The organism is Streptococcus pseudopneumoniae (assembly GCF_038148935.1).
Taxonomy (GTDB): Bacteria; Bacillota; Bacilli; order Lactobacillales; family Streptococcaceae; genus Streptococcus; species Streptococcus pseudopneumoniae_U.
In genome coordinates this window covers 1-25,099 of the sequence record NZ_JBBJZX010000022.1, presented here as the reverse complement: position 1 = coordinate 25,099, position 25,099 = coordinate 1, and the positions used below count along the sequence as shown (strand labels likewise).

Genomic DNA, 25,099 nt, shown 5'->3' with positions numbered 1-25,099 from the left:
AATACTTTTTCCTGGTAAAAGAGTAACTGGTAAAAAGTAACCTGTTGTTGCGACTTTCTTGCCTTCGATTTTTTGCAAGAGGAGGTCAATGGTAAGGCAGGCAATCTCTTCCAAAGGTTGCTTAATAGTAGCCAGTTGAGGGTAGTAATTCTCGATAAAGTAAGTCCCATCATAGCCGATGACTTTGAGCTCTTCAGGGACAGAAATGCCCAGTTCTTGAGCAATTTTAATGACCAGAATAGCTGTTAAGTCATCCGAAGCAAAGATGGCATCTGGCTTTTGTCGAGTCAAGATATTCTTGATTTCCATTTCTTTTCTGACAGGAGAAAAGTCACTGGAAACATTGATAATAGGAGCTTTGGGGAGTACAGAAGCAAAACCAGCGTGGCGCAGTCCAGTTGGCGAATTGGAATTGTCATTCCCTGTAATCATGATGATAGACTGGGCGCCTGTCTTAACCAAGGTCTGGGCAGCAAGAACCCCACCAGCATAGTTGTCAGAGGAAACGACAGGGATGTCCGGAGACAGATTGCGGTCAAAGGAAATAATTGGTGCCGTCACGCGATTGTAGTCTTCGATTCCCAAGTTGTGACTACCCGAAATGATGCCGTCCACCTGATTGGCTTCCAGCATTTCGATGTACTCGCGTTCCTTCTCAGAATCGTGCTCGCTGTTACAAATGATGGTCTTGTAACCATTCTTAAAAAGCTGGTGTTCCAGCTTATCAATCAATTCTGCGTAGAAAACATTGGAAATATTGGGAAAAATCAAGCCGATTAACTTAGCTGATTTTCCTTGCAAACTACGAGCTAGGTTGTTGGGTTTATAGCCCAATTCCCGCATGGCTTCATTGACTTTTTGGATGGTTTTCTCAGATAGATAACCTTTTTTATTGATAACCCGAGAAACGGTAGTAGGGCTGACGCCTGCAAGTTTGGCGACATCAGTTAGTTTTGCGACCATAATCTAATTCATAGTAAGTTCCAGTTGGGTTTCCAGATTTGATCAGGATACCATTTTGGTCTGCATGTGGGAAGACACGACCGGAAAATACTTTTTCTCCTTTATTGATGAAAATTTCAAAGACAGAGTTATCGATGAAAATCGTAGCAGTAGTAGCTTGATTGTTGATAGGGCAAGAGCGAGTTGTTCCAAATTCTTGGGCATACTGTTCACCAGTCTGGCTACGATCTACTGTCACTTGACCATTTACAAGGTCAAAGTTGATTGAAAGTCCCTTGCCTTCTTGATCAGCAAGTAAAACAATCTCGCTCTGGCTATTAGCTTCCAAGTTGAGTTCGAGTTCGTAAGTGTTCTTGGTTTGAGCACGATTTGAGAAGGCTTCTTCAGAAGCACGAAGGTCCTTGATAGCTGCGACTGGGTATTGGTAGAGTTTACCGTCTTTGATAGTCAGTTCTTTGACCAAAGAGAAGGTTCCTTGGTGGTCAAAACGGTCAGATGGGTAAGAAACATCTGGTAAACCAAGCCAGCTAACTGCTAGAGCACGTCCGTCAGGAGCGTTGAAGGCTTGAGTTGCATAGGCTTCGAAACCGTAATCCATGTTTTGGAGTTGAGACACATCTACCATTTTGGCATTTCCAGGGTCAAAGGAAGCCCCGATTTTATACATATTTGGATAGATATTGTCGTAGTCTAGAACATCTTTATCCAATCCTTGTGGGCAGTAGAGAAGGACAGGTTGCTCTCCTACAAAGACAAGATTTGGGCATTCCATCATATAGGCAGTGCGATCATTAGCAAAGTCAAGGTCGCCAACAGCTTGCCAGTTTGTGTAGTCGTTGTCCACAGCCTTGTAGAGACGGACAAAGCCTTTTTTCTCCAAGTCCTGTCCACCGACGATAGCATAATATTGACCTTTAAAATTAAAAATTTGTGGATCGCGGAAGTGGTCAGTAGAGTCTGTTGGCTGGTCAATCAAGATCTTGTCAATCTTTGTAATCTTGCCATCCTTGTTCATCAAAGCACCAATCTGGTAGGGGTGACGGATCCAATTTTCATCGCGGACATTTCCTGTATAGAATAGGAACAAGTTATCGCCAAACTGCATGGCAGAACCAGAGTAGGCACCGTGGCTATCTAATGGAGTATCTGGCAAAACTTTAACTCCAGTTTCTGTGAAGTGAACCAAGTCCTCGCTTTCCAATTGAACCCAAGATTTCAAACCGTGGGCTGCACCAAAAGGAAAGTTCTGATAAAAAACAATCCACTTCCCATCAAAGTAAGAAAAGCCATTTGGGTCGTTGAGAAGTCCTGTTTTTGGCTCAACATGATAATGAGTATGCCATGGAGATTGTGCCATATTTTCTTTAATATTCTTAATTTCTTCTTGCGTCCAATCTTGATAAAGTCTGTAACGACGCTCAGTAGTCCATTCCATTCTTTCATTCCTCCAAAAATCTTATCACTTTTAATAGTAACCGTTTTCGAAAAAAAAAGCAAGCCTTTTATGTTAAAAAAGAGAAAAAACTGTCAAACGTTTGTCATAAAATAATTGCAGGAAAGCAATCACATTTTCACGAAAATATGAAAGTTAATGAAATAAAACCCTTTTAACCAAGATTTTAAACTTGTTTTTTTAAGGAATGCCTGCTAAAACAGTCAAAATCAATCAATCTAAAGCGAGACAACTAAGTGGATAGAATATTTTTTCTGCAAAACGCTTGACATATTTCTAAAACATGATAAAATAAAAGTCGTAGGGCGGATAAAATCGCTTTCAAACAAGAACAAAATTTTATATAAGGAGATTTTTGCAAATGAACAATCAGGAAATTGCAAAAAAAGTCATCGATGCCTTGGGTGGACGTGAAAATGTCAACAGTGTAGCTCACTGTGCGACTCGTCTTCGTGTCATGGTCAAAGATGAAGGAAAAATCAATAAAGAAGTGATTGAGAACTTGGAAAAAGTTCAAGGTGCTTTCTTTAACTCAGGTCAATACCAAATCATCTTTGGTACTGGTACAGTAAACAAAATGTACGATGAAGTTGTTGCACTTGGTTTACCAACATCATCTAAAGATGACATGAAAGCAGAAGCTGCTAAACAAGGGAACTGGTTCCAACGTGCTATCCGTACTTTCGGTGACGTTTTCGTTCCAATCATCCCAGTTATCGTAGCGACAGGTCTCTTCATGGGTGTGCGTGGTCTTTTCATTGCTCTTGAAATGCCACTTCCAGGAGACTTTGCAACTTACACACAAATCTTGACAGATACAGCCTTCATCATCTTGCCAGGTTTGGTTGTTTGGTCAACCTTCCGTGTATTCGGTGGTAACCCTGCCGTTGGTATCGTTCTTGGTATGATGCTTGTTTCTGGCTCACTTCCAAACGCTTGGGCAGTTGCTTCAGGTGGTGAAGTAACAGCTATGAACTTCTTTGGTTTCATCCCTGTTGTTGGTTTGCAAGGTTCCGTTCTTCCAGCCTTCATCATCGGGGTTGTCGGAGCTAAATTTGAAAAAGCTGTCCGCAAGGTCGTTCCAGATGTCATTGACCTTTTGGTAACACCATTCGTGACACTTTTGGTTATGTCTATCCTTGGACTATTTGTCATCGGACCAGTCTTTCACGTTGTTGAAAACTACATCCTTATCGCGACAAAAGCGATCCTTAGTATGCCATTTGGTCTTGGTGGTTTCTTGATTGGTGGGGTTCACCAATTGATCGTCGTGTCAGGTGTGCACCATATCTTCAACTTGCTTGAAGTTCAATTGCTTGCTGCTGACCATGCTAACCCATTCAACGCTATCATCACTGCTGCTATGACAGCTCAAGGTGCTGCAACTGTTGCGGTTGGTGTTAAAACTAAAAATCCAAAACTAAAAACACTTGCTTTCCCAGCTGCTCTTTCTGCCTTCCTCGGTATTACAGAGCCTGCTATCTTCGGGGTGAACTTGCGCTTCCGTAAACCATTCTTCCTCTCATTGATTGCTGGTGCAATCGGTGGTGGATTGGCTTCTATCCTTGGACTTGCTGGTAATGGTAGTGGTATCACCATCATCCCTGGTACAATGCTTTATGTTGGTAACGGACAACTTGCCCAATACCTTCTTATGGTAGCTGTATCATTTGCACTTGGTTTTGCTCTTACTTACATGTTTGGTTATGAGGATGAAAAAGAAGTTGCTACTGAAGCGGCGACAGAACGTTTGGTCCAAGAAGAAACAACTGGCAACATTCCAGCAGCCCTTCAAAATGAAACACTTGTAACTCCTATCGTCGGTGATGTTGTAGCTCTTGCTGATGTTAATGATCCTGTTTTTTCAAGTGGAGCTATGGGACAAGGTATCGCTGTGAAACCAAGTCAAGGTGTGGTCTATGCACCTGCTGATGCTGAAGTTTCAATCGCATTTCCAACAGGACACGCCTTTGGTTTGAAAACAACTAATGGTGCTGAAGTCTTGATCCACGTTGGTATCGACACTGTAACAATGAACGGTGAAGGTTTCGAACAAAAAGTTGCCCAAGGTGACAAGGTGAAAGCAGGCGATGTTCTTGGAACATTTGACTCAAACAAAATCGCTGCAGCTGGTCTTGATGATACAACAATGGTTATCGTTACAAACACAGCTGACTTCTCTTCAGTAGCTCCAGTCGCAACAGGTTCAGTTGCGAAGGGGGATGCTCTTATCGAAGTGAAAGCTTAATCTTTCCTAGCTAAATGAAAACGAACAAATGACATGTTTGTTCGTTTTTGCTTGAATGGTAAGATTTACAGAGGAAAATCTAAAAAATTGAGAAACTTAGATTTTTAAAATATGCTATAATAAAGAAAATAAAAACAAGAGGTTTATCATGACAAAATTATATGGAAGCTTGGAAGCGGGCGGTACAAAGTTTGTCTGTGCTGTCGGTGATGAAAATTTTAACGTTGTAGAAAAAACACAATTTCCAACAACAACTCCAATCGAAACAATCGATAAAACTATTGAGTTCTTCTCAAAATTCGACAACCTTGCTGGTCTTGCAGTTGGTTCATTTGGTCCGATTGATATTGATAAAAACTCAAAAACTTATGGCTTTATCACAACGACTCCAAAACCAAACTGGGCAAATGTGGACTTGCTTGGTGCCCTTCGTCGCGCCCTCAACGTGCCAATGTACTTCACTACAGACGTAAACAGCTCTGCTTATGGGGAAGTGGTTGCCCGTAATAATGCTGGTGGTCGTATCGAAAACTTGGTTTACTACACAATCGGTACAGGTATCGGTGCAGGTGTCATCCAACGTGGTGAGTTTATCGGCGGTGTGGGTCACCCTGAAATGGGTCATTACTATGTGGCTAGACACCCAATGGATATTGAAAAAGAGTTTAAGGGCGTTTGTCCTTTCCATAAGGGATGTTTGGAAGGCTATGCAGCTGGTCCAAGTTTGGAAGCTCGTACAGGTGTTCGTGGGGAAAATATTGAACTCAACAACCCTGTTTGGGATGTTCAAGCCTACTATATCGCTCAAGCTGCGGTTAATGCGACAGTGACTTTCCGCCCAGACGTGATTGTCTTTGGCGGAGGGGTCATGGCTCAACAACACATGCTGGACCGTGTCCGTGAGAAATTTACATCTCTTCTCAATGGTTACCTACCAGTACCAGATGTGCGTGAATACATCGTGACGCCAGCAGTTGCAGGAAATGGTTCTGCTACTCTTGGAAACTTTGTACTTGCAAAAGAAGTTTCGAAATAAAGCACAAAATCCGCTTGGGAAACCAAACGGATTTTTTATGTGTCAAAGCATTTGCCAGAAAAAGTCAATAATATAAGTCAGACCGTAGGTATAAACCACGAGGGTAAAGGGTTTGGTCAGAATGATGATGGTCATATAGCGCTTGAAACTCATCTTGGTCAGGGCAGCCAGCATACAGAGAAAGTCAGCTGGACTAATGGGCCAAATCATCATAAAGATAAAGAAACGGTCAAAACGATTGCCCTTATCCAACCAACCGATGTACTTGTCATAGGTGCGCTTGCTGACGACAGACTGAACAAAGGCAGCTCCATAGAGGCGCACCAGATAAAAGATAATGGCACAGCCGATCACGATGCCGATATAGTTGTAGATAGTCCCGATGATGTGGCCGTAGATAAAGACCCCAGCCACCGAGGTCAAGGCCCCAGGAATGATAGGGACGACCGTTTGTAAAATCTGTAAAAAGATAAAGAGAGGTGGCCCCCAGATACCTGCCTGCTGGATAAAGGCAGAGAGGGTTTCCTTGGACTGTAAAATCCCAGCCTGATAAGCCCAAATACAGAAAATCAAACTCCCAACCCCACCGACAATCGATGAGATGTTGATAACTCGCTGCAGAAGGGGAGAAACAGCTTTCATTTGTTTATCCTGTGACATGTAAACTCCTCATAGATAGTATATTTCTACTATACCATATTTTGGAGGAGAAAGGGGGAATGAGTGTTTTTGATGATGAATGGATAGTGAATAGGCTTGTTTCCTAAAGTTTATGTGTATTCTAGGTTTAGAATAAGCGTGATTCCATAAATTTAAAAGCATTCTGAGTTTCAAATAGCTTATCTGAGATAATTTTGAGGCATTCGCGCTTTCGAATAGTCATCTTCTCTAAAGTTTAGATGTATTCTGAAGCTAGAAAAGCTAAAATCTAAAAATAATAAGAGTCTCTCTGATGGACGTAATTTATGTCTAGTATGAACTCTTTGAATCGTTAGTTAATTTTAATATTGATCAGTTCTGAAATAATTACTAAATATAGTTAGATGGTGAATGAATTATTGCTAAATTTCAAGTTCAAGTTAGTCATCAAGAAGTTTTCTCTGAGCGACTTGTAGCTCAGGCATTTTTTAGGATAGTTGTTCATCCACTTTTCGATGAATGCGACTTCTTTGGGAGTCGTTTTCTTAGTTCCCTTAGGTAACCATCTACGAATGAGCCTGTTGTGATTATCATTAGTTCCCCTTTCCCAAGAGGCATAGGGATGTGTATAGTAGATATGTTCCTTAGAAAACACATCAGACAAGCGATTGAATTCCGTTCCGCCCATTAGTGGATAAAGGATTACTCCTTCTTGAAATGACAGATGAACTTGTTTCTTATAAAAAATGTTGTCAAGAAATTATTCGCTTTTTTCCAGAAGTTTTAGAGGAAGAGAACTTTATGGGGAAAAAGAACTTACTCAAATAACAATTCAGGATCAAAAACTGACAGTTGAGGAGCAGAGTGGATAAATTAAGTTTGCTACTGTATAATGGATTTATCACTAAAAACGCTCCATGCCATATTTTACATAGCATTAGTCTTCTAAAAATGGACAGAAATCATTGTAAAGGCTATCAAAAAGGAGTATAATGAGTGAAAGAAATTTCGGAGGTTAAAGATGCTAGAAGTAAGAAGTCTAGAGAAAAGTTTTGGATCCAAGCAAGTTTTGTTTGGTATTGACTTTCAAGCGCGACCAGGTCGTATTTTGGGACTAGTCGGAAAAAATGGTGCTGGGAAGACAACGATTTTCCACAGTATTTTGAAGTTTTTAGAATATCAAGGAGAAATCAGTCTGGATGGTCAGGATATTCGTCAGGAGACCTATGCTCGGATTGGTTATCTGCCTGAAGAACGCAGTCTCATGCCTAAATTGACAGTTCTTGAACAAGTTCGCTACTTGGCGACTCTAAAAGGTATGGATGCCAAGGAGGTCAAGGAAAAACTCCCTCAATGGATGAAGAGGTTGGAAGTGAAAGGGAAGCTGACTGATAAAATCAAGAGCCTGTCAAAAGGAAATCAGCAGAAGATTCAGCTCATCATTACTCTGATTCATGAACCAGACTTGATTATCTTGGATGAGCCTTTCAGTGGATTGGACCCAGTCAATACAGAATTGCTCAAACAAGTCATTTTTCAGGAAAAAGAACGTGGGGCAACCATTATCTTTTCTGACCATGTCATGACTAACGTCGAGGAGCTTTGTGACGATATTCTCATGATCCGAGATGGTCGTGTGGTCTTGCATGGACCCGTTCAGGATGTTCGCAATCAATACGGGAAAACACGTCTCTTTGTTTCAAGTGAACGAAGCAAGGAAGAATTGGAAAAACTTCCTCATGTCAAACAGGTGAGCTTGACCAAGCAAGGCAGTTGGAAATTGATTTTGGAGGATGAGAGCGCTGGAAGGGAACTTTTCCCAATCTTGACTCAGGGGCAGTATATCGCAACCTTTGATCAACAAGCGCCAACAATCGATGAAATCTTTAAACTAGAATCAGGGGTGGAAGTATGAGAAATATGTGGGTTGTAATCAAGGAAACCTATCTTCGACATGTCAAATCGTGGAGTTTCTTCTTTATGGTGATTTCACCGTTCCTCTTTTTAGGAATCTCTGTAGGAATTGCCTATCTCCAAGGCTCTTCAATGGCTAAAAATGATAAAGTGGCAGTAGTGACAACAGTACCGTCTGTAGCAGAAGGGCTGAAGAATGTAAATGGTGTTAACTTTGACTATAAAGACGAAGCAAGTGCCAAAGAAGCGATTAAAGATGAAAAATTAAAAGGCTATCTGACTATTGATCAAGAAGATAGTGTTCTAAAGGCAGTTTATCATGGCGAAACATCGCTTGAAAATGGAATTAAATTTGCAGTTACAGGTACACTCAATGAACTGCAAAATCAGCTTAATCGTTCAACGGCCTCCTTGTCTCAAGAGCAGGAAAAACGCTTAGCGCAGACAGTTCAATTCACAGAAAAGATTGATGAAGCCAAGGAAAATAAAAAGTTTATTCAAACAATTACAGCAGGCGCCTTAGGATTCTTTCTTTATATGATTCTGATTACCTATGCGGGTGTGACGGCTCAGGAAGTTGCCAGTGAAAAAGGCACCAAAATTATGGAAGTCGTCTTTTCTAGCATAAGGGCTAGTCACTATTTCTATGCGCGGATGATGGCTCTATTTCTAGTGATTTTAACGCATATTGGGATTTATGTTGTAGGTGGTCTCGCTGCCATTCTGTTCTTTAAAGATTTGCCATTCTTGGCTCAGTCTGGTATTTTGGATCACTTGGGAGATGCTATCTCACTGAATACCTTGCTCTTTATTTTGGTTAGTCTCTTTATGTACGTCGTCTTGGCGGCCTTTCTAGGTTCTATGGTTTCTCGTCCGGAGGACGCAGGAAAAGCCTTGTCGCCTTTGATGATTTTGATTATGGGTGGTTTTTTTGGAGTGACAGCTCTAGGTGCAGCCGGTGATAATCTTATCTTGAAGATTGGTTCTTATATTCCCTTTATTTCGACCTTCTTTATGCCATTTAGAACCATTAATGGCTATGCAGGGGGAGTAGAAGCATGGATTTCACTTGCGATTACAGTGATTTTTGCAGTGGTAGCAACAGGATTTATCGGACGCATGTATGCCAGCCTAGTCCTTCAAACGGATGATTTAGGAATCTGGAAAACCTTTAAACGTGCCTTAGCTTATAAATAGAAGAGCCTCGCGAAAGCGAGGTTTTTTAGAGATAAAAAGAGTGGAATTACGAACCTAATTATTCACACATTATGTAAACAGGTTGCTTGAAAACTCAATTGTATAGTGAACTGAATCTGGAATAGGATAATATTGCTTCTAAAACATTCTTATAAATTGATTTGAATTCCAAAATCCCATCGTTCCGTTCTTATTTCATTTTGCGATATAGTGAAAGGAAATAAGTCAGCTCACAAAAAATGCATACTACCAGGATTTTTCAAGACTTAGTAGTATGCGTTTTTTGATTGTGAAGACTTTTCATCCAGCCTCTTTATGTGATAAAGTATCGTTAATAGTCAATGAAAATCAGACTGGGAAGTTAGCGGAAGGCTCCTCGAAATATAGTTTTGAGGTTGGGGATAGAACTGACTAAGTCAGTAACCATACCTACGGCAAGGCGACGTTGACGCGGTTTGAAGAGATTTTCATTGAGTATTAACTCAATATCAAACTAGCTACGATGGGGCTGACAAAGACATAGAGAATACCGGTGACACCGATAGCCAAACCACCCATGGCTCCTGCTACAGAGCCGTATCGGAAGGCTGTTCCTGTTCCAACTGCATGGCCTGTTCCTCCAAGGGAAAGACCAACAGCTACTGGATCATCTATTTTCAACCACTTCAAAAGGGTTGGGCCGATTACACTAGTTAAAATCCCAGTCGCCACTACAACCACCAAGGTCACGGTCGTCAGACCTTGCAATTTTTCTGTGATTCCCACTGCCATAGCGGTTGTTACTGACTTGGGAAAGAGAGAAATGGCTAGGAAAAAGTCCATGCCAAATATTTTTGCCACAAGGGCTGTGAAAGAGGTATTGACAACTACTGCTAACAGACTACCAAAGAGAATACTCCGAGCATGGTGCTTCATCAGATGAAAACTCTTATAAAGCGGAATCCCCAAAGCCACGGTCGACGGGACAATCAAGTTGTTCAGATAAACCCCACCTTGGTAGTAATCTTGGTAAGAAATACCTGTCACCTTTAGAAAGATGATAATGAAAACAGCTGACAAAAGCAAGGGCGTTGTCAAAGGATGGGGAAAACGTCTGTAAATCAACATTCCCACTAGATAAGCTAGGATAGACAGGGCAAGCCCAAATAGGGGATTGGAAACAAATTCACTCATTTGGCATCTCCTTTCTCATAATCTCCCTCAAACCGTCGTTTGATAAACTGAACCACCAAAGCAATGAGGATAATATTGATAACAGCTGCAAAAAAGACAATCAAGACAATGGGTAGGAGATAGGGAGCAATCACATCAAACTTCTCCATGATTCCCACTGCTGGCGGCAAAAAGAGAATGGTCATATTGGCCAGCAAGAAGTTTCCCACCATGTTGACGTGCCTGGTCCTTAGCCACTTGAACTGCAGGGCTAGAAAAAGAATAATCAAACCGATAATACTGCCCGGGATGGGCAAATGAAAGAAACTGGAAATTCCCTCTCCGATTAGAGAAATCACAAAGAGAATCATTAATTGAACATATAATTTCATCCTAAACTCCACGAAATAGACTTCTTGAATACCAGTTTACTCTTTTTTCAGAAAATTTCAAGGAAATGCACAAAGGTTAATGAAAATTAAAGAATAAACTAGGAAGTCAGCTGCATGTTGCTCAAAGCAAAGTCTTGGGTTTGTAGGTCAAACTGACATAGTTTGAAGCGATTTTCGAAGAATATTACTTTTCTTTGCTTAAGTGAATGACTTGGTCGTAGTGTTTTAAGTCTTCTTCCGTGTAGTGGTGAATGACTTCAATGACTGTTTGAGGTAGGGAGAAGAGCAAGTCGCTGATCTTTCTGCTATTTTCCAAGTCAAGATTGGCCTTAATCTCATCTGCTAAGATGAGTTGGCTATCATGGTAGAGGGCGCGAGCGATTTCTAGGCGTTGTTTCTCGCCACCAGATAGACTATCATTTCTGAGCATTCTATTTTCCAAATGATCTAATCCCGTTTTTTTGAGGATGTAAGTTAAACGTTTCTCCTTTTTATCCATTCCTAGAAGGATATTGTCGTCCAGAGAGAGCGTGTCAAAGTAATGGCTATCTTGGAGGATATAGGAACTAAAGCTTGTGATTTCTTTACGTGACAGGTTTTGATCAGCAAAGCTAATCTGTCCACTTGTTGGTGTCTCTTCTCCATGAATGATATTGAGCAGGGTTGTCTTACCAGAGCCACTTTCCCCGATAATGGCAATTTTTTCTCCTTGCTTGATGTGCATGGAAATCGGAGATAAGAGGATATTCCCATCTTTTTCTAGGGAGATGCTGTTAAGCTGGATAGGGAAAATGTTTTCTATGCTTCTAGGCGAGATGGGATCAGACTGGTTCAAAAGTTTTTGGTATTTATTGAGAAGAGTTCGATTCGCTTTTCGGGTGTTAGTAAAGTAAGCCAACTCTTGGAATTGATAGCCGATATTATGGGAAACTAGATAGATGGCCACAAAACTCGCCGCATCTAAATAATTATAGTAGGTCATAAATCCACCGATGACGATTGGTGTGACAGAACAAAAGGCATCGATGCTATTGATCAAGAGACTGTTTAAAGTGCGTTGTTTTTCATAGTTAATTTCGGTATCTAGACTGGTTTGTAATTGGTTTTGATAGCGAGCAAAAAAGTAGTCTTGCCCCTGATAATGGCGAATTTGTTGGTTACCACCAATAAAATTTGTCAAGCTTGCTAAGTAGCTCTGGTTAACAGTGGACCGCTTTTCAGAAAGTGAATCCAAACGTTTTGATCCGATAGCACTGCAGAGTACAGGAAAGGAGTAGAAGAGGATGAAAATCAAACCCAAGTAAAAATTGGTCCATAGGGCATAGAGAATGGACACAGTTGTGAAGCCAAGAGAAGAAATGATGATGACCGTTGGTTCAATATAGTTTTCTTCTAGTTGCTTGACGTCGTTTTCTAGGTCAGACAAAATATCCTTTTCATCAATCTCATAACTGTTTAAAAATCGCTTGAAAATAGCACTCTTGATTCCATATTTGAAGTCAGTAATCAAACGAGCGTAGTAATAGCGTTTTCCAGCCAAGCCTAGTAAGAGGATAAGATTACCAAGGATTCCTAGAATCAATACTTTCCAAAGAAGTCCTAGTTCTTGATTGGTAAAACTGGCAACAATATTTTGAACAAGGGCTGGCGTGATAATCGCTTCCAGCCAGGTAACGGCAATAGAAAAGAAGTAAAGTATGAGGTGTTTCTTGGAAAAGAAATTTTTAAGCATAGCGGATAAACCTTTTGAAATTATTAACGAGTTTAGATATTTTGGATTGATCTTGTGAAAGATAAATAATTTCTTTAATACAATATTCCATTAATTCAGGCTTATGACATTCTATAAATTGTCCATCTTCGTTAATTACTGAAGAATAACCATCAATGATATTGGCAACGCATTCAAGACACATACCTTTACACCAACAATCTTTACATTGTTGGAAGTATTCTTTATTATTAAATAGCTCTGCTTTAGAGCTATTATGAGTTCCCCAAAATCTAAAACACAATTTTTTGCTACCATCAACATCAAAAGTTATGGTATTTGAAGGATCTATATCGTCGCAGAATGTATGATTAGTACTCTTATAAATCATAGAAATTAAAACATCATATAAGATGGGACTTATAAAAGCTTTTTCATTATTTTCAACAATATTATTTATAGAATCAGTAATGAATTTTTTCCTATCTACTAAGCTTTTTTCCATTTCTTTAACCACAAGCACCTTATTTTTACTAAATACGTCATTGATGTTAAAGTGTACATCCATATTTGTAAAATATTGGAAAATATCATCTCTACTTAGAGAATGTAATTGATGTAGTCTAGTGTATGTTGAAGCAATTTCAAAATTAGTGTAGTTTATAGTTTTTAAATAGTGGATAAATTTAGTAGTTTTACGATGGCTACCTTTACCTCTTAATTTATCATGTATAAATTCTGGACCATCTAGACTAATAGTTAGATATGGTTGGAAATTATCTATTATTTTTTTAACATTATTATTTAGTACTGTTCCGTTAGTCACGGTTTCTATTTTAAGTATAGTTGTAAATTTGGAAAATTCTTTAATAATGTATTCGAATAATTGAGTATTAAGAAAAGGTTCTCCACCAAATAGGATAAGTCTATTAATTTGTGTTATACCTCTAAATTTGACTTCGTTAATAATATTATCAGCAGTATCTAGAGTCATGATTTTATTATCCATGCCGTAATTTCCACCATCCGCATAACAGTAAGAACAGGATAAATTGCAACTGTTAGATATGTTAATAACAATTTTTTGTAAAACATTTTTGGGGATGTAGGGGGGCTTATAGGAGGTAGTTCCCTCTACTGAAGAAGTAGATAATGTGAATTTCTCACTATCGAAATAATAATCCCCAATGTTAGTATATATTTTTTTTAGCATAATATCACCATTATAAAATAAAGGAGACGAGTGAGAACTCGTCTCATAGAAAACTATCGTCCGCCACCACAAGAATGGCTTGGACCACAATGACCTGGTACGGAGTAAGTTTGATCTGTATCTAATAGATCTTCAAGGTCAATAATTTGCGCTGTTCTCATATTTTCACCTCCTTAATTTGATGATTTAATGATACTCTTTTTGAAATAATAATTAAAAATTTTCCCATATAAGAAAATTATTTCAGTTCTTCTATTACCTTTGCTAAATGTTTTTCAAATTTTTTTGCTAAGCTATCGCTGTGGACTAACTTCATCGTTGCTATGCACTTTCTCATTTCTAAAACAGAACGTTTATTTTTGTCTTTTTTTAAAGTGTATAAGTTTTCGGCATAGTGAAAAACTAATTTTTCATATATCTCAGTTTCTGTGAAATAACAATGTTTTAGTTGCTTTTTAAAATATAAAGAATCTAAAAATTCCTCTCTTTCTATACACGTGATATATCCATTTAGTAACATGGTAGCAAGCAATCTACGATAATGTGGTAAATCTCTGTAGAATTCGGAACGTTGACACATTTCTCTTGATAAGCACATCATAGTAGGGTGAGATAATACATCTAGAGTATTCATAAACAAAAGTAATTCATAGCATCCCCAGTATTCCACAGAAAAAAGATAGTCAGATAGATATTTAATATCAGATTCATGGTAATAGATTTTTTCTGACAAATCTTGTAAGCGAATTTTAACTAGAATGGTATTCAGAGTATAGAATTTCTCTCTTTTTGTAGTCTTTTCAAGTTGAGAAATAAGCAGTTTTTCCATTCCTGAAATATCTCTTTTAGAGCTTAGAAGTCGAATTTGCTCTAATAATTCATTTATTTCATCCCTATGAAAGTCATTTGCAGCATACATAAATTCTTCGACAGGCATATTAATAGCATCTAATGCTTGCATAAATTTACCAATCGTCAGATCAGAATTTTCTCTTTCAAATCTAGAAATATGTGATGTGGATAGACCATGTTTTGCAACATCTTTTAATGTTAATCCACGTGATTCTCTAAATTGTTTAAAAATTTTTCCGTAATTTTTCATTTGTGTTACCTCAATTGCTTATATGGGAATTTTTTAGTATGTTTTCAAAATATTATATCATATATAAAAAAAGAAAGTGAGGTTGTTTATATGAATAAAAAGATGATTGTAACCCTGGTTCTATGTATTCTAGAGTCAATAATTGTTATTGGCGTTGGCTAAAACCAAAATTAGTTAGCAATAATCTAAAAAACACAGAAAATCAATTTTTTATTAATTTGATTTTCTGTGTTTTTCTTAAATAGATGTTATCCTTTTTGATTATGAAACTATTGCAAATTAACCTTGTTTCTCAAAATATAGTAAGTTCCGAGATAAAAGATAGCTATGAAAATGAGTTCTTCAACAATGCCTATACTTGCTCCCATATAAAAATTATCATTAAATCCTGCAAGTGAATTGACATAGAAGTTAGTACTGGTATTGAAGAAGACTTCTATAATTCCAATGACGATTCGGATTCCAATGTAGGCTGCAACAGCGAGTGCTGTACGGTATTCGTTGAAAAGTTGTCCGATGGAAATGGCCAAGTAAATGCAGAGGATAAATGAAATTGTACTAAGCAGGAAGGATAAGACAGTAAGACCAAAGCCGGTAAAATGTTCTCCAACAAATGATAGAAGAATAGAAAGTTGAACTTCATCAAAATTTGTTGACAGTAAGATAATATAGATACATAGGAGTAAGACAGCAGTGCTAATCAACGACCAGATAAAGGCACCGATTAGTTTGGTTGTGATGATATGGTGTTCGGATACTGGCAAGGTCAAAGTCAGATAGCCTTGTCGGTCATAGACACTACCTTTAAAGCGTTTAATGATTAAGAAAAGAGTTGAAATTCCAAGTGTAATCATCAAGCCACCAAAGACGAGGGCTAGAAAAGTAAGTAAAACAGGTTGGCTTTCTTTGACAGGCAGATTGTTATAGGTCTGTGCTTGTATCCCGATAAGGGCAGAAAGAACTAGCACGGCAGCGTAAAGGGCTAAATACCACTTGTTAACATTTTTAAATTCGTAGCGAACTAAATTCCAAAACATAATAATCTCCTTTGCTTAGGCCTTAAATTCCTGACGGAAGAGTTGGTCAATGGATTCACCAGACTCATAGCGAATATCATCTACATTACCTTGACGGACGACTTTTCCATCCTTCAGGAAGACAATTTCATCCAAGATTGGCTCGATATCTGAAATCAAGTGGGTAGAAATCAAAACGGTAGAAGTTGGTGAGTAGTTGTTGATAATGGTATTGAGGATATAATCACGGGCTGCTGGATCCACCCCACCAATGGGTTCGTCTAAAACGTAGAGACGGGCATCACGGCTCATAACCAAAATCAATTGGACTTTTTCCTTGTTTCCTTTTGATAGTTTCTTGAGACGACTATTTTCATCAATACCTAGGTCTGCAAGTAGATGATGGGCGCGTTCAAGATTGAAATCTTTATAGAAGGTCTTGAAGTAGGTTAGGGCTTCTTTGACCTTCATTTGTTCATTAAGATAGGTTGTATCCGGCAAATAAGCTACGATAGCCTTGGTTGCTGGGCTTGGGTCCATGTCGTTGATAAGGACGCGTCCTTGATCTGGTTGTAAGAGGCCATTGATTAGTTTAATCAATGTTGTTTTCCCTGAGCCGTTTGGACCAAGAAGACCAACGATTTTTCCAGCTGGGATCTCAAGGGAAACATTTTCAAGGGCTGGTGTTGCTCCATATGATTTGGATACATTTTCAAATGCTAGTAATGACATAGGCTTAAACTCCTTTAATATAATCGCCGACTACGCCTGGTAGTTCTTCTTTTTCATAGCCAAAATGGGTCATGGAGGAAACGAAGTGTTCCAATTCTTCTTCCGATAATTGTTTGCGTGATTGGGCGATTAGTTCCTTATCCTCAGTTACAAACCGTCCAGTTGTTCGCTTGCTGTAGACAAATCCTTCTCGTTCAAGGTCTGACAAGGCTCTTTGGATGGTGTTGGGATTGACACCCGCCTCGCTCGCTAGCTCTCTCACGGTTGGAAGTTGTTGATTGGCTTCCAGTGTATGGGAAACAATCTGAAGCTTGATTTTCTCCATAATCTGTAAATAGATGGGTTTTTTGTTGTCAAATGTCCAAGACATCTTGGTCTCCTTTCTTTTTATCTATTTGTCTTAATTAAATAATACAACAAAACAAAAAACTTGTCAAGCAAAAAGAAGAATTGTTTTGGGAATTGTTTAAAAAATGGTATAATGAAAAGAAAACGATAAGGAGGGAAAGGATGCGTTGTCCAAAATGTGGGGCTACCAAGTCAAGTGTTATCGATAGTCGCCAAGCAGAAGAAGGGAACACCATTCGTAGAAGACGTGAGTGCGACGAATGCCAGCACCGTTTTACAACCTACGAACGGGTAGAAGAAAGAACCTTAGTGGTTGTTAAAAAAGATGGCACACGGGAACAATTCTCCAGAGATAAAATCTTTAATGGGATTATCCGCTCAGCCCAGAAACGTCCTGTGTCAAGTGATGAAATCAACATGGTAGTCAATCGTATCGAACAGAAACTCCGTGGTCGAAATGAAAATGAAATTCAAAGTGAGGACATTGGTTCACTCGTCATGGAGGAGTTGGCTGAACTGGACGAGATTACCTATGTACGTTTTGCTAGTGTCTATCGTAGCTTTAAGGATGTCAGTGAGTTAGAGAGCTTGCTCCAACAAATCACCCAGTCCTCTAAAAAGAAAAAGGAAAGATAAATGAAGCCAATTGACCGTTTTTCTTATCTAAAGAATAATCGGGTGTCGCAAGATACCTCATCTCTGGTACAGTGCTACCTCCCGATTATCGGTCAGGAGGCACTGAGCCTTTATCTTTATACGATTAGTTTTTGGGATAATGGTAGAAAGGAATACCTCTTTTCAAGTATTCTTAACCATCTCAACTTTGGGATGGATAGACTGATAAAATCCCTGAAAATCTTATCTGCTTTTAATCTCTTGACCCTCTATCAAAAGGGGGATGTTTATCAGCTAGCCCTCCATGCTCCTCTTTCGAGTCAGGATTTCTTGGAGCATCCTGTTTATCGCAGACTTTTGGAGAAAAAGATTGGTGATGCAGCTGTGGAGGATTTGAAGGTTGAGAGTGCTGAGGGAGAAGAAATACCTGTCTCACTCAATCAAGTCTTTCCAGACTTAGCAGAACTGGGAAGTCAAGAAGACCTTAGTCTCAAGAAGAAAGTGGCCAATGATTTTGATTTGGACCATTTTCGTCAGTTTATGGCTCGAGATGGGCTTCGTTTTGCGGATGAGCAGTCCGATGTCTTGAACCTCTTTGCCATTGCCGAGGAGAAGAAATGGACTTGGTTTGAAACCTATCAATTGGCCAAGTCAACAGCTGTTTCCCAGGTTATTTCAACCAAACGCATGCGGGAAAAAATTGCTCAAAAACCGATTTCCTCTGACTTTAGTCCTAAGGAAGCAACCATTATCAAGGAAGCAAAAAGTAAAACTGCCTTGCAGTTCTTGGCAGAAATCAAGCAAACCCGCAAGGGGACCATTACCCAAACAGAGAGAGAACTCTTGCAACAGATGGCTGGCTTGGGCTTGCTGGACGAAGTCATCAATATTATTCTCTTATTGACTTTTAATAAGGTAGATTCTGCAAATATCAATGAGAAATACGCCATGAAGGTAGCCAATGATTACGCCTATCAAAAGATTCATTCGGCAGAAGAGGCAGTCTTGCGCATTCGTGAGCGAGGACAGAAGAATCAGGTTCAAAAAAGCAGTAAACCCAGTCCTGCCAAGTCCAATGTACCCAAGTGGAGCAATCCAGATTATAAGAATGAAACCAGCGAGGAAACTCGTCTGGAACTAGAACGTAAGAAACAAGAACTATTAGCTCGATTAGAAAAAGGAGGAGATTAGATGGAAAGTGTCGGAGACGTACTCAAACGTCAACCTAGCCGTTTTCATTATCAAGATTTGGTCCAGAAAATCATGAAGGACCCTGATGTTGCGGCCTTTATCCAGCAAGAATCCTTGACTCCAGAGGAATTGAATCGCAGTATCTCCAAGTTTAATCAGTACATCACCGAGCGTGATAAGTTTCTTCGTGGGGATACGGATTATATTGCCAAAGGCTACAAGCCGATTTTGGTTATGAATCATGGCTATGCGGATGTTTCTTATGAAGAAACTCCTGAACTAATCGCAGCGGAAAAAGAAGCAGCTATTAAGAACCGTCTCAAGTTAATCAATCTGCCAGCCAGTCTCAAGCAAGCTAGTTTGGCTCAAGTAGACTTGGATGATTTGGGTCGCTTGCCAGTTTTTGAAAAGCTATTAGCCTTCGTGGAACAATATCCAACTATTCGAAAAGGTCTTTACTTATATGGAGACTTTGGTGTGGGTAAAAGTTTCATGGTGGCTGCCTTAGCCCATGATTTATCAGAAAAACGTGGTGTTTCATCAACTCTCCTCCACTATCCTAGCTTTGTCATAGATGTCAAAAATGCTATCGGTGATGGCAATGTCAAGACCTTGGTGGATGAGATTAAGCTTTCTGAAGTCCTGATTTTAGATGACATTGGTGCCGAGCAATCAACAGCTTGGGTACGGGATGAAATCCTGCAAGTCATTCTTCAATATCGGATGCAGGAAGATTTACCGACCTTTTTCACGTCCAACTTCGACTTTGAAGAATTGGAGCAGCATTTCGCTAAAGGGAAACATGGAAATGACGAAACCTGGGAAGCCAGACGCGTCATGGAACGCATCCGTTATTTGGCTGAGGAGACTCGTTTAGAAGGAGTGAACCGTCGATGACAGAAACGATTAAACTGATGAAAGCTCATAAGTCTGTTCGAAGATTTAAGGAGCAAGCCCTTCCTCAGGAAGACTTGACGGAAATCCTGACAGCAGCCCAAATGGCCTCGTCTTGGAAGAATTTCCAATCCTACTCTGTGATTGTAGTGCGAAGTCAAGAAAAGAAGGATGCCTTGTATGAATTGGTACCTCAAGAAGCCATTCGCCAGTCTGCTGTTTTCCTTCTCTTTGTCGGAGATTTGAACCGAGCAGAAAAGGGAGCACGACTTCATACCGATACTTTCCAACCACAAGGTGTGGAAGGGCTCTTGATTAGTTCGGTCGATGCAGCTCTTGCTGGTCAAAATGACCTGCTGGCAGCTGAAAGCTTGGGCTATGGTGGTGTCATTATTGGCTTGGTGCGTTACAAGTCAGAAGAAGTGACAGAGCTTTTTAAACTGCCTGACTACACCTATCCTGTCTTTGGGATGGCGCTAGGTGTGCCAAATGAAGAACATGAAGTCAAACCTCGCTTGCCATTGAATCAAGTGGTGTTTGAGGAAGAATACCAAGAACAGTCAACTGAGGTAATCGAAGCTTATGACCGTGTACAGGCGGACTATGCTGGGGCGCGTGCGACTACAAGCTGGAGTCAGCGTCTAGCAGAACAGTTTGGTCAAGCAGAACCAAGCTCAACTAGAAAAAATCTTGAACAGAAGAAGTTATTGTAGAAAGTGAGAAATTATGGCCCTACCAACTATTGCCATTGTAGGACGTCCCAATGTTGGGAAATCAACCCTATTTAATCGGATCGCTGGTGAGCGAATCTCCATTGTAGAAGATGTCGAAGGAGTAACACGTGACCGTATCTATGCAACGGGTGAGTGGCTCAATCGCTCTTTTAGCATGATTGATACAGGAGGGATCGATGATGTCGATGCTCCTTTCATGGAACAAATCAAGCACCAGGCAGAAATTGCCATGGAAGAAGCAGATGTTATCGTCTTTGTCGTGTCTGGTAAGGAAGGAATTACCGATGCAGACGAATACGTAGCCCGTAAGCTTTATAAGACCCATAAACCAGTTATCCTGGCAGTTAACAAGGTGGACAACCCTGAGATGCGAAATGATATCTATGATTTCTATGCTCTTGGTTTGGGTGAACCACTGCCTATCTCATCTGTCCATGGTATCGGTACAGGGGATGTGCTAGACGCTATTGTAGAAAATCTTCCAAATGAATATGAAGAAGAAAACCCAGATGTCATTAAGTTTAGCCTGATTGGTCGTCCAAACGTTGGGAAATCAAGCTTGATTAACGCTATCTTGGGAGAAGACCGTGTCATTGCCAGTCCTGTTGCTGGAACAACGCGTGACGCCATTGATACCCACTTTACAGATACAGATGGTCAAGAGTTTACCATGATTGATACAGCTGGTATGCGTAAGTCTGGTAAGGTTTATGAAAATACCGAGAAATACTCTGTCATGCGTGCCATGCGAGCTATTGACCGTTCAGATGTGGTCTTAATGGTTATCAATGCGGAAGAAGGAATCCGTGAATACGACAAGCGTATCGCAGGATTTGCCCATGAAGCTGGTAAAGGGATGATTATCGTGGTCAACAAGTGGGATACGCTTGAAAAAGACAACCACACTATGAAAAACTGGGAAGAAGATATCCGTGAGCAGTTCCAATACCTGCCTTACGCACCGATTATCTTTGTATCAGCTTTGACCAAGCAACGCCTCCACAAACTTCCTGAGATGATTAAGCAAATTAGTGAAAGTCAAAACACACGTATTCCATCAGCTGTTTTGAACGATGTGATTATGGATGCCATTGCCATCAACCCAACACCGACAGACAAAGGAAAACGTCTCAAAATCTTCTATGCGACCCAAGTGGCAACCAAACCACCGACCTTTGTCATCTTTGTCAACGAAGAAGAACTCATGCACTTTTCTTACCTGCGTTTCTTGGAAAATCAAATCCGCAAGGCCTTTGTCTTTGAAGGAACACCAATCCATCTCATCGCAAGAAAACGTAAATAAAAAAGTAGAATCTGGAATGACATTTCCAGATTTTTTTGATAGAATAAAGGTGAAGAAAACGCTATCAAATAGAGGGGGCTGGTGATGAAACATTTGTTTAAATTTATAATCTTATTTCCCTGGTTTTACTTTTTCAATTGGATTGAAAAGGATAATAGAGAAAGTAAATTTTTCCCAATTTTTTACTATTTTTACTGGTTTTACATCCCCCTCTATGCTCTTTTTAGCCTTGCTTGGACAGTTATTTCAGTTCTGTTTTTCAATATCGTCTGGAGAAATTTGACAGATATCAAGTTATGGGGCATTTGGTTTCTTTTTATTCTGCTAGCTATTGGTCTGAATAGGTTAACTTATTCCTGTTTCAAAAAAATGCTTAGACTAAGAAAGGAGTTAGGAAAGTCTAAGGGCGGAAGGCATTAATTTATATCGGTTTTTATTTGTAGGAGGTAGCTTATGGCACATCTAAAATCATTTATTACGCAATATTCTAAATTCTATATTGGTTTAGTTCTGCTGATCTGGCTGGCTTTCTTCTTTCTTCCTTGGGGCAGTCCGATTCTGGGGGGGAAGATTGACCTCTTCAGCATACAGAAAGTCTTGCTAGTTTTTGGTATTCTGTCTATTTTGATGGCCTTGCTGTCCAAGAAAGTCAGTCTCTTTGTTTTTGGATTGATCTGCTGTTTTTCTCTTTGGATAAATCTATTTATCCTATTTGCGATTTTGCCGATTTTTGTTGGCAATTAAAGCATCATAAAAGTCAGAGAGGTTAGCTTGGGAACTGGCCTCTTTTTCCTTTTCAAAATGGGGATTCTTCCTTGAAAATAATCAGTAATTGTGCTAAAATTAAAAGAACATTCTAAAATATTCGGAATTTAAAGTAAGGAAAAACATGGCTAATATTTTAAAAACAATTATCGAAAATGATAAAGGAGAAATCCGTCGTCTGGAAAAGATGGCCGACAAGGTTTTCAAATACGAAGACCAAATGGCTGCTTTGACAGATGACCAACTAAAAGCAAAAACAGTTGAATTTAAAGAACGTTATCAAAATGGAGAATCACTGGATTCATTGCTTTATGAAGCATTTGCGGTTGTCCGTGAGGGTGCCAAACGTGTCCTAGGTCTCTTCCCATATAAGGTTCAGGTCATGGGAGGAATCGTTCTTCACCATGGTGACGTGCCAGAGATGCGTACAGGGGAAGGGAAAACCTTGACTGCGACTATGCCGGTATACCTCAATGCCCTTTCAGGCAAAGGGGTTCACGTAGTTACGGTCAATGAATACCTGTCAGAACGTGACGCGACTGAGATGGGTGAATTGTACTCATGGCTTGGCCTGTCAGTAGGAATCAACTTGGCTGCCAAATCTCCAATGGAGAAAAAAGAAGCCTATGAGTGTGATATTACTTACTCAACCAACTCAGAAATCGGATTTGACTACCTTCGTGACAACATGGTCGTCCGCGCTGAAAACATGGTACAACGTCCACTCAACTATGCCTTGGTCGATGAGGTTGACTCTATCTTGATTGACGAGGCCCGTACACCTTTGATTGTATCAGGTGCTAATGCAGTTGAAACCAGTCAGCTCTACCACATGGCAGACCACTATGTAAAATCCTTGGACAAAGACGACTACATCATCGATGTGCAGTCTAAGACTATTGGTTTGTCTGATTCAGGGATTGACAAGGCTGAAAGCTACTTCAAACTTGAAAATCTCTATGACATCGAAAATGTAGCTCTGACTCACTTTATCGATAACGCCCTTCGTGCCAACTATATCATGCTTCTCGATATTGACTATGTGGTGAGCGAAGAACAAGAAATTTTGATTGTCGACCAATTTACAGGTCGTACCATGGAAGGTCGTCGTTATTCTGATGGCTTGCACCAAGCCATTGAAGCAAAAGAAGGTGTGCCAATCCAGGATGAAACCAAGACATCTGCCTCAATCACTTACCAAAACCTTTTCCGTATGTACAAGAAATTGTCTGGTATGACGGGTACAGGTAAGACTGAGGAAGAAGAATTCCGTGAAATTTACAACATTCGTGTTATTCCAATCCCAACAAACCGTCCTGTTCAACGTATTGACCACTCAGACCTTCTTTATGCAAGTATCGAGGCTAAGTTTAAGGCGGTTGTCGAAGACGTTAAGGCTCGTTACCAAAAAGGTCAGCCTGTCTTGGTTGGTACAGTAGCGGTTGAAACTAGTGACTATATTTCTAAGAAATTGGTCGCTGCTGGCGTTCCTCATGAAGTTTTGAATGCCAAAAACCACTATAAAGAAGCTCAAATCATCATGAATGCTGGTCAACGTGGTGCCGTTACTATCGCAACCAACATGGCCGGTCGTGGTACTGACATCAAGCTTGGTGAAGGGGTTCGCGAATTGGGTGGACTTTGTGTGATTGGTACAGAACGCCATGAAAGCCGTCGTATCGATAACCAGCTTCGTGGACGTTCAGGTCGTCAAGGAGATCCAGGTGAGTCACAATTCTACCTCTCTCTTGAAGATGATTTGATGAAACGTTTTGGTTCTGAACGCTTGAAGGGAATCTTTGAACGTCTCAACATGTCTGAAGAGGCGATTGAGTCTCGTATGTTGACACGTCAGGTTGAAGCAGCTCAAAAACGTGTCGAAGGGAATAACTACGATACTCGTAAACAAGTCCTTCAATACGATGATGTCATGCGTGAACAACGTGAGATTATCTATGCTCAACGTTACGATGTCATCACTGCGGATCGTGACTTGGCACCTGAAATTCAGGCTATGATTAAACGCACGATTGGTCGTGTCGTTGATGGTCATGCGCGTGCGAAACAAGATGAAAAACTAGAAGCAATTTTAAACTTTGCTAAGTACAACTTGCTTCCTGAAGATTCAATTACGATGGAAGACTTGTCAGGCTTGTCTGATAAGGCTATTAAGGAAGAGCTCTTCCAACGTGCCTTGCAAGTTTATGATAGTCAGGTTTCAAAACTACGTGATGAAGAAGCAGTTAAAGAATTCCAAAAAGTCTTGATTCTACGAGTGGTAGATAACAAGTGGACAGATCATATCGATGCCCTCGATCAATTGCGTAATGCGGTTGGACTTCGTGGCTATGCTCAGAACAACCCAGTTGTTGAGTATCAGGCAGAAGGTTTCCGTATGTTCAATGACATGATTGGTTCGATTGAGTTTGATGTGACACGCTTGATGATGAAAGCACAAATTCATGAACAAGAAAGACCACA

General features: G+C 40.0%; 24 protein-coding genes and 1 pseudogene. 12 read left to right on the top strand and 13 right to left on the bottom strand.

The genetic code is table 11. The annotated features are described in order from the left end of the window. Both WKI42_RS03920 and WKI42_RS03915 read right to left on the bottom strand, forming a co-directional pair. Positions 1-963: LacI family DNA-binding transcriptional regulator (locus WKI42_RS03920; protein WP_368081227.1), on the bottom strand; the 963-nt coding region annotated here is incomplete at its 3' end. After that, entirely contained in the window at positions 944-2,398 is a 1,455-nt protein-coding gene (locus WKI42_RS03915; RefSeq protein WP_368081226.1) for a glycoside hydrolase family 32 protein, read from the bottom strand. The genes WKI42_RS03915 and WKI42_RS03920, both read right to left, overlap by 20 nt. 379 nt (positions 2,399-2,777) lie before the next feature. Between WKI42_RS03915 and WKI42_RS03910 the strand changes: the two genes are divergently transcribed. Further along, positions 2,778-4,664 (top strand): sucrose-specific PTS transporter subunit IIBC, encoded by a 1,887-nt coding sequence (locus tag WKI42_RS03910; RefSeq protein WP_368081225.1) that lies wholly within the window; start codon positions 2,778-2,780, stop codon positions 4,662-4,664. Positions 4,665-4,812: 148 nt separating this feature from the next. Next, the gene (scrK, locus tag WKI42_RS03905; RefSeq protein ID WP_000164311.1) at positions 4,813-5,700 is read left to right on the top strand and encodes a fructokinase ScrK; all 888 of its coding nucleotides are present in this window, start codon (positions 4,813-4,815) and stop codon (positions 5,698-5,700) included. A 42-nt stretch (positions 5,701-5,742) separates the two neighbouring features. Here scrK and WKI42_RS03900 read toward each other — a convergent pair whose 3' ends face one another. Both WKI42_RS03900 and WKI42_RS03895 read right to left on the bottom strand, forming a co-directional pair. Then, positions 5,743-6,360: a TVP38/TMEM64 family protein gene (locus WKI42_RS03900; RefSeq protein WP_000076185.1), complete on the bottom strand. Its 618-nt coding sequence runs from the start codon at positions 6,358-6,360 to the stop codon at positions 5,743-5,745. A gap of 379 nt (positions 6,361-6,739) precedes the next feature. Beyond that, positions 6,740-7,021 (bottom strand): annotated as a pseudogene (locus WKI42_RS03895) (IS30 family transposase); the annotation flags it as partial. A gap of 339 nt (positions 7,022-7,360) precedes the next feature. Between WKI42_RS03895 and WKI42_RS03890 the strand changes: the two are divergent. Next, on the top strand, positions 7,361-8,254 hold the full coding sequence (locus WKI42_RS03890; RefSeq protein WP_050241923.1) for an ABC transporter ATP-binding protein: 894 nt from the start codon (positions 7,361-7,363) through the stop codon (positions 8,252-8,254). Further along, positions 8,251-9,450: an ABC transporter permease gene (locus tag WKI42_RS03885; RefSeq protein ID WP_368081224.1), complete on the top strand. Its 1,200-nt coding sequence runs from the start codon at positions 8,251-8,253 to the stop codon at positions 9,448-9,450. Before WKI42_RS03890 ends, WKI42_RS03885 begins: the two co-directional genes overlap by 4 nt. Before the next feature lie 477 nt (positions 9,451-9,927). Here the strand turns inward: WKI42_RS03885 and WKI42_RS03880 are convergent, their stop codons facing one another. From WKI42_RS03880 to WKI42_RS03845, 9 genes are all read right to left on the bottom strand, one after another. After that, complete coding sequence (locus tag WKI42_RS03880; RefSeq protein ID WP_001288952.1) at positions 9,928-10,623, bottom strand: LrgB family protein; 696 nt, start codon at positions 10,621-10,623, stop codon at positions 9,928-9,930. Beyond that, positions 10,620-10,994, bottom strand: a complete 375-nt coding sequence (locus WKI42_RS03875; protein ID WP_000781325.1) for a CidA/LrgA family protein — start codon at positions 10,992-10,994, stop codon at positions 10,620-10,622. The genes WKI42_RS03880 and WKI42_RS03875 overlap by 4 nt, the downstream gene beginning before the upstream one ends. Before the next feature lie 184 nt (positions 10,995-11,178). Beyond that, positions 11,179-12,726 (bottom strand): streptosactin export ABC transporter GggC, encoded by a 1,548-nt coding sequence (gggC, locus tag WKI42_RS03870; protein ID WP_368081223.1) that lies wholly within the window; start codon positions 12,724-12,726, stop codon positions 11,179-11,181. Continuing rightward, the gene (gggB, locus tag WKI42_RS03865; protein WP_224218610.1) at positions 12,719-13,918 is read right to left on the bottom strand and encodes a streptosactin maturase GggB; all 1,200 of its coding nucleotides are present in this window, start codon (positions 13,916-13,918) and stop codon (positions 12,719-12,721) included. The genes gggC and gggB overlap by 8 nt, the downstream gene beginning before the upstream one ends. A 53-nt stretch (positions 13,919-13,971) precedes the next feature. Further along, a complete protein-coding gene (gggA, locus tag WKI42_RS11070) occupies positions 13,972-14,079 on the bottom strand; it encodes a streptosactin (protein WP_440581615.1) in 108 nt (35 codons plus the stop codon). Positions 14,080-14,156: 77 nt separating this feature from the next. Next, positions 14,157-15,020, bottom strand: coding sequence for an Rgg family transcriptional regulator (locus WKI42_RS03860; RefSeq protein ID WP_224218611.1), 864 nt, complete (start codon positions 15,018-15,020; stop codon positions 14,157-14,159). Between the two features lie 269 nt (positions 15,021-15,289). Further along, positions 15,290-16,057 carry a hypothetical protein gene (locus WKI42_RS03855; protein ID WP_368081222.1) on the bottom strand — a complete coding sequence of 256 codons (768 nt, stop codon included), beginning with the start codon at positions 16,055-16,057 and terminating at the stop codon, positions 15,290-15,292. 15 nt (positions 16,058-16,072) lie between these two features. Then, complete coding sequence (locus WKI42_RS03850; RefSeq protein ID WP_050073389.1) at positions 16,073-16,768, bottom strand: ABC transporter ATP-binding protein; 696 nt, start codon at positions 16,766-16,768, stop codon at positions 16,073-16,075. Positions 16,769-16,772: 4 nt separating this feature from the next. Continuing rightward, complete coding sequence (locus WKI42_RS03845) at positions 16,773-17,138, bottom strand: GntR family transcriptional regulator (protein WP_000119147.1); 366 nt, start codon at positions 17,136-17,138, stop codon at positions 16,773-16,775. Positions 17,139-17,278: 140 nt separating this feature from the next. Between WKI42_RS03845 and nrdR the strand changes: the two genes are divergently transcribed. From nrdR to secA, 8 genes are all read left to right on the top strand, one after another. Continuing rightward, the gene (gene nrdR, locus WKI42_RS03840; RefSeq protein ID WP_001203672.1) at positions 17,279-17,752 is read left to right on the top strand and encodes a transcriptional regulator NrdR; all 474 of its coding nucleotides are present in this window, start codon (positions 17,279-17,281) and stop codon (positions 17,750-17,752) included. Further along, on the top strand, positions 17,753-18,922 hold the full coding sequence (locus WKI42_RS03835; protein ID WP_368081221.1) for a replication initiation and membrane attachment family protein: 1,170 nt from the start codon (positions 17,753-17,755) through the stop codon (positions 18,920-18,922). Then, on the top strand, positions 18,923-19,819 hold the full coding sequence (gene dnaI, locus WKI42_RS03830) for a primosomal protein DnaI (RefSeq protein WP_368081220.1): 897 nt from the start codon (positions 18,923-18,925) through the stop codon (positions 19,817-19,819). After that, positions 19,816-20,529, top strand: coding sequence for an NADPH-dependent oxidoreductase (locus tag WKI42_RS03825; protein WP_368081219.1), 714 nt, complete (start codon positions 19,816-19,818; stop codon positions 20,527-20,529). Before dnaI ends, WKI42_RS03825 begins: the two co-directional genes overlap by 4 nt. A 13-nt stretch (positions 20,530-20,542) precedes the next feature. Then, on the top strand, positions 20,543-21,853 hold the full coding sequence (gene der / locus WKI42_RS03820; protein WP_001207696.1) for a ribosome biogenesis GTPase Der: 1,311 nt from the start codon (positions 20,543-20,545) through the stop codon (positions 21,851-21,853). A gap of 84 nt (positions 21,854-21,937) precedes the next feature. Beyond that, positions 21,938-22,273 carry a hypothetical protein gene (locus WKI42_RS03815; RefSeq protein WP_368081218.1) on the top strand — a complete coding sequence of 112 codons (336 nt, stop codon included), beginning with the start codon at positions 21,938-21,940 and terminating at the stop codon, positions 22,271-22,273. A gap of 33 nt (positions 22,274-22,306) precedes the next feature. Beyond that, positions 22,307-22,597: a hypothetical protein gene (locus tag WKI42_RS03810; RefSeq protein ID WP_368081217.1), complete on the top strand. Its 291-nt coding sequence runs from the start codon at positions 22,307-22,309 to the stop codon at positions 22,595-22,597. A gap of 145 nt (positions 22,598-22,742) precedes the next feature. Continuing rightward, positions 22,743-25,099 (top strand): preprotein translocase subunit SecA (secA, locus tag WKI42_RS03805; protein ID WP_368081216.1); only part of this gene is annotated, 2,357 nt, incomplete at its 3' end.

Bases quoted from the DNA above. Each gene is read 5' to 3' on its own strand.
- der (WP_001207696.1), top strand. From the start codon at position 20,543: ATGGCCCTACCAACTATTGCCATTGTAGGACGTCCCAATGTTGGGAAA.
- WKI42_RS03835 (WP_368081221.1), top strand. From the start codon at position 17,753: ATGAAGCCAATTGACCGTTTTTCTTATCTAAAGAATAATCGGGTGTCG.
- WKI42_RS03825 (WP_368081219.1), top strand. From the start codon at position 19,816: ATGACAGAAACGATTAAACTGATGAAAGCTCATAAGTCTGTTCGAAGA.
- WKI42_RS03880 (WP_001288952.1), bottom strand. From the start codon at position 10,623: ATGAGTGAATTTGTTTCCAATCCCCTATTTGGGCTTGCCCTGTCTATC.
- WKI42_RS03850 (WP_050073389.1), bottom strand. From the start codon at position 16,768: ATGTCATTACTAGCATTTGAAAATGTATCCAAATCATATGGAGCAACA.
- WKI42_RS03810 (WP_368081217.1), top strand. From the start codon at position 22,307: ATGGCACATCTAAAATCATTTATTACGCAATATTCTAAATTCTATATT.
- gggC (WP_368081223.1), bottom strand. From the start codon at position 12,726: ATGCTTAAAAATTTCTTTTCCAAGAAACACCTCATACTTTACTTCTTT.
- nrdR (WP_001203672.1), top strand. From the start codon at position 17,279: ATGCGTTGTCCAAAATGTGGGGCTACCAAGTCAAGTGTTATCGATAGT.
- WKI42_RS03900 (WP_000076185.1), bottom strand. From the start codon at position 6,360: ATGTCACAGGATAAACAAATGAAAGCTGTTTCTCCCCTTCTGCAGCGA.
- WKI42_RS03885 (WP_368081224.1), top strand. From the start codon at position 8,251: ATGAGAAATATGTGGGTTGTAATCAAGGAAACCTATCTTCGACATGTC.
- dnaI (WP_368081220.1), top strand. From the start codon at position 18,923: ATGGAAAGTGTCGGAGACGTACTCAAACGTCAACCTAGCCGTTTTCAT.
- WKI42_RS03875 (WP_000781325.1), bottom strand. From the start codon at position 10,994: ATGAAATTATATGTTCAATTAATGATTCTCTTTGTGATTTCTCTAATC.
- scrK (WP_000164311.1), top strand. From the start codon at position 4,813: ATGACAAAATTATATGGAAGCTTGGAAGCGGGCGGTACAAAGTTTGTC.
- WKI42_RS03890 (WP_050241923.1), top strand. From the start codon at position 7,361: ATGCTAGAAGTAAGAAGTCTAGAGAAAAGTTTTGGATCCAAGCAAGTT.
- gggA (WP_440581615.1), bottom strand. From the start codon at position 14,079: ATGAGAACAGCGCAAATTATTGACCTTGAAGATCTATTAGATACAGAT.
- WKI42_RS03910 (WP_368081225.1), top strand. From the start codon at position 2,778: ATGAACAATCAGGAAATTGCAAAAAAAGTCATCGATGCCTTGGGTGGA.
- WKI42_RS03915 (WP_368081226.1), bottom strand. From the start codon at position 2,398: ATGGAATGGACTACTGAGCGTCGTTACAGACTTTATCAAGATTGGACG.
- gggB (WP_224218610.1), bottom strand. From the start codon at position 13,918: ATGCTAAAAAAAATATATACTAACATTGGGGATTATTATTTCGATAGT.
- WKI42_RS03860 (WP_224218611.1), bottom strand. From the start codon at position 15,020: ATGAAAAATTACGGAAAAATTTTTAAACAATTTAGAGAATCACGTGGA.
- WKI42_RS03815 (WP_368081218.1), top strand. From the start codon at position 21,938: ATGAAACATTTGTTTAAATTTATAATCTTATTTCCCTGGTTTTACTTT.
- WKI42_RS03855 (WP_368081222.1), bottom strand. From the start codon at position 16,057: ATGTTTTGGAATTTAGTTCGCTACGAATTTAAAAATGTTAACAAGTGG.
- WKI42_RS03845 (WP_000119147.1), bottom strand. From the start codon at position 17,138: ATGTCTTGGACATTTGACAACAAAAAACCCATCTATTTACAGATTATG.